Annotated in this window: 5 protein-coding genes; all 5 read right to left on the bottom strand. The window is 56.6% G+C overall.

The window, feature by feature from the left end; translation table 11 throughout:
• Position 1: 1 nt before the first annotated feature.
• On the bottom strand, positions 2 to 352 hold the full coding sequence (locus I8N66_RS36860) for a hypothetical protein (RefSeq protein WP_291165437.1): 351 nt from the start codon (positions 350 to 352) through the stop codon (positions 2 to 4).
• A 610-nt stretch (positions 353 to 962) separates the two neighbouring features.
• Entirely contained in the window at positions 963 to 1,346 is a 384-nt protein-coding gene (locus tag I8N66_RS36855; protein WP_291165435.1) for a hypothetical protein, read from the bottom strand.
• A gap of 21 nt (positions 1,347 to 1,367) precedes the next feature.
• Positions 1,368 to 1,898 carry a suppressor of fused domain protein gene (locus tag I8N66_RS36850; protein ID WP_291165433.1) on the bottom strand — a complete coding sequence of 177 codons (531 nt, stop codon included), beginning with the start codon at positions 1,896 to 1,898 and terminating at the stop codon, positions 1,368 to 1,370.
• Positions 1,898 to 2,722 (bottom strand): RHS repeat-associated core domain-containing protein, encoded by an 825-nt coding sequence (locus I8N66_RS36845; RefSeq protein WP_291165431.1) that lies wholly within the window; start codon positions 2,720 to 2,722, stop codon positions 1,898 to 1,900. Before I8N66_RS36845 ends, I8N66_RS36850 begins: the two co-directional genes overlap by 1 nt.
• On the bottom strand, positions 2,719 to 3,111 hold a 393-nt coding region (locus I8N66_RS36840), incomplete at its 5' end, for an RHS repeat-associated core domain-containing protein (RefSeq protein ID WP_291165429.1). The genes I8N66_RS36845 and I8N66_RS36840, both read right to left, overlap by 4 nt.

The raw sequence follows: 3,111 nt of genomic DNA, 5'->3' as shown, positions 1-3,111 counted from the left end.
CTTATCTCGCGGCCTCAATCACAAAAGGAAAGGTGGGATGTTCGTCGCGCTCACGAACAATCACCGCTTTGCCGGATGAAAGCGCGGCTAGAGCTTCGTATGGATCTGCTTCCTGCTTGAATTTGCTGACTCGGACGATCGGCACTGCGTAATGGTCAGCCCTCGCCTTAATCAGGAGCATCTTGACCGCATCGTGATACTTCTCGAGGGCGGCTTCCGGCGGGAGTACGAGTCCCACCGTTCTGTCACCCTTTTGGAACACGCCGCATCGACTTAGGGCGACCCTCATTGAATTCGCATAGGTTGCCACTTCGAGCCCATGCTTGTTCGCGCTGAAATCGAACTCTGTCATGGCGACCCTCCTACGTCCGGGCGCGGCGGATCACAGCGTCCGACCCGTGAAAGCACTCAGATGTGAAGGCCTTCGTCGAGCGATGATGTGCATGACCGACCCACCGGGCAAGGCAAGCGAAACCGAATGTGTATTCCTTGGGGAGATCGCAAGCAGTACTGCCTGCGGCACGAGCAGCTGAGGTCGTCATTGCGTACCCTCTCGAGAATAGGATGCTGTGGCGGCGCCGGGAACGTCCCGGGGCGGTCAACCTATTCGGAAAAAGAAGGAGTTGCTGTTGCTCATTCTGGAACATTTAGCGAACAAACTGGTGGACGTCAAGATCTTCAGAAACCGCGCAATTCACGCTACTTTCCTAACGAAGCCCCCTAGCCCTTAGGCCAGTTGGTTAGTGAGGTAGCGTCATTTCGTAGGGAATTTGGGCGTCAAGGACCATTGGTTATTCCGATTTTCGTGCAAACCTCGATTTCGAGAGACACCTCCACGTGGAGCAAAGTTCGAACTACTGCGTCCGGCATGACAGGTGCCAGCCGTTGATCCTCAATACCTTTGCGGCTCCGCATCGAGGGCCGTTTTCAATTCGTCAACCGACGGCGTTAGCCCTCTATTGCTAGACGTCCTGCCCCGGCGTTGAACGATCGATCTCTACGTTGGCATCCAGGTAGAGCGTCGTCGCAAAGGCGTTGCTCTTCCTTGCCCTCGCACCCGACGGGCCGTAGAGGAAGGTGGTCGTCGCGCCAGCCTGCGTCACTATCGACAATCGATTGGCCCCATCCCACCCGAGCGTTCGCACGCCATCGCTCACCATGTTGCCGTTGGCGTCGTAGCCAATCGCGCGGGTGGCGATCGTGGTCGGCGCATGCGGACGTGCCGCATTGCCAGCGGGGTAGGCGTCGCAGCCGATACGCTTGTCGAACGTCAGGCTGCAGTTGTTAGAATAGGAGGGGGCTCGCCCAAATACCGCCGAGCTTCTCGAACTTGATCGGTTGGCCATAGAAGCCTTAGATCCCAACAGTCAGCTGGAGGGCTCGCGATATGCGTTCCAGTATTCCACGCCTTGAGATTCAAACCTTTCCCAAAGAGCATCCTCTCCAAACCTTTTTTTATACTCCAGTTCATTCGGGAAAATAGGAACCAGTTTTACAAAGTGGATCGCGGTTCCGTTGTCCTGAATCGGCGGCAAAATGCCGTCACCGTTCGTAAACAGGAAAGTCGCAGCGACCGTCCCCTTCCACAGGGGGAAAGACAGAGTGATCGTATCGCCCGAATTGGGCGGAACACCTGTGCCGTTGCCGTCGAAAGCTGCCTCGGCGATAGCTTCAACGACGTCGTCCACTTCCGGCCGCAACCCAATATAGAATTCGCACGCGTCCGACCCATCTTTCAATAGCTCGCGGACACCATCTGTTGCGTAGAGAGTAACTCCCTCCTTACTACTTTCCTCGCTCCATTTGTAAATCAGGATGCTTCTCCCATCCGCGAGCGCAAATCGCGCCGTGCGGTCAGGACGCCCATATAACTTTTCATAGTGTTCGATTGTCTTCATTACCGATCCTTCGGCGGTACCCAATCAACTCCAAGTCTCCGGCTGCCTTTGCTGGAGTTACATGACCTGCAAGCCCCCGCCAGATTGCTTGGATCGTTGACACGCCCGCTCCTCGTTTCCTTCGAATCCAGATATCCACCTTCAACCCAATCCTGCTTTTGTGAGCGGACATGGTCCAAAGTGTCTGAACGCGCTTCTCCGCAATAAACGCAGTCCACGTCTCTTGACAACGTTTCCTGTCGAACCTCGCTGGAAGGCTTGCTATATTTGTCTCGTGCATAGGGGGGCGCTTCGCCCTGTGATTTCGATACCTCCGGAGCTTCAGTCGTTTCGGAGACCTGTTTGTTGATTTCCTTTTTTTCAAAGGCGTCTTTGGCTATACCGACAGCCAAGCGGGCGGCTTGACCGGCGCCGGCACCCGTAGTCATATCAACGAAGACTTCAGTTCGACTTCGGCTATAGGCTTCGGCTGGATCGGCTGGCGCATTCGCCCGGTCCCACCCACCGAGTAGGCTCCCGATTACACCGATTACGCCCCCGATCACAGATCCCCAGAGGTGCCCGTTCGGATCGCTATTGTTAATCGGATCGTTTGCAGCATAGGCGTATCGGTTGGTACCTACGCCTTCGACGGTCGGATCCCAGGTGTCTGGCGAGATGAACCGCGCGCTCGCCGCGCCGGCCATTGGAGTGATGCTCAGGCTGCCAATCAACAGTATGGCAAGCCCGCGTGCCATCATGCGCCGCAGCGAAGTCATGAAGCCTAATCCTCGCTCAATCCGCGATGAGAATAACAACGAATCAATGAATGCGAGCGACTTCATCGACTTGCCTCCGGTCGTCTGGACTGCTGGGGGCTGTGGTGATTGGCTCCAGCCGCGTCGTAGAGCTCGACCGCATCCTCAGCCGGAACAAGCCGTCCGAATTTAGGATCGTAGTACCTGGCATTGAGGTATTGCAGCCCGGTTTCAGGATCGAAGCGCTCGCCGATGTAGCCCTTCTGCGTCCGCATCGCCGTGTTGGTCGGTTCCCCATAGGCAGCATAAGCCGTCTGCTCGACGAGATTGCCGCTGGCATCCGTCACCTGCCGGACCGATGCGAGATGATCGCGATGCAGATAGGTCTTGGTCACCGCGCCGGTCTGAGCGTTGACGACCAGCTTCAGATCCGGATGCGGATTGCGCGTGTAGACGTCCTGTCCGGGTGTCGAACG

The sequence above is a fragment of the Ensifer sp. SSB1 genome, from assembly GCF_016652895.1.
Taxonomy (GTDB): Bacteria; Pseudomonadota; Alphaproteobacteria; order Rhizobiales; family Rhizobiaceae; genus Ensifer.
The sequence above is the reverse complement of the archived record's forward strand: the minus strand, read 5'-3'. Positions and strand labels throughout refer to the sequence as shown.

Coding starts and splice junctions, on each gene's coding strand:
- I8N66_RS36845 (WP_291165431.1), bottom strand. CDS start 2,722: ATGAAGTCGCTCGCATTCATTGATTCGTTGTTATTCTCATCGCGGATT.
- I8N66_RS36850 (WP_291165433.1), bottom strand. CDS start 1,898: ATGAAGACAATCGAACACTATGAAAAGTTATATGGGCGTCCTGACCGC.
- I8N66_RS36860 (WP_291165437.1), bottom strand. CDS start 352: ATGACAGAGTTCGATTTCAGCGCGAACAAGCATGGGCTCGAAGTGGCA.
- I8N66_RS36855 (WP_291165435.1), bottom strand. CDS start 1,346: ATGGCCAACCGATCAAGTTCGAGAAGCTCGGCGGTATTTGGGCGAGCC.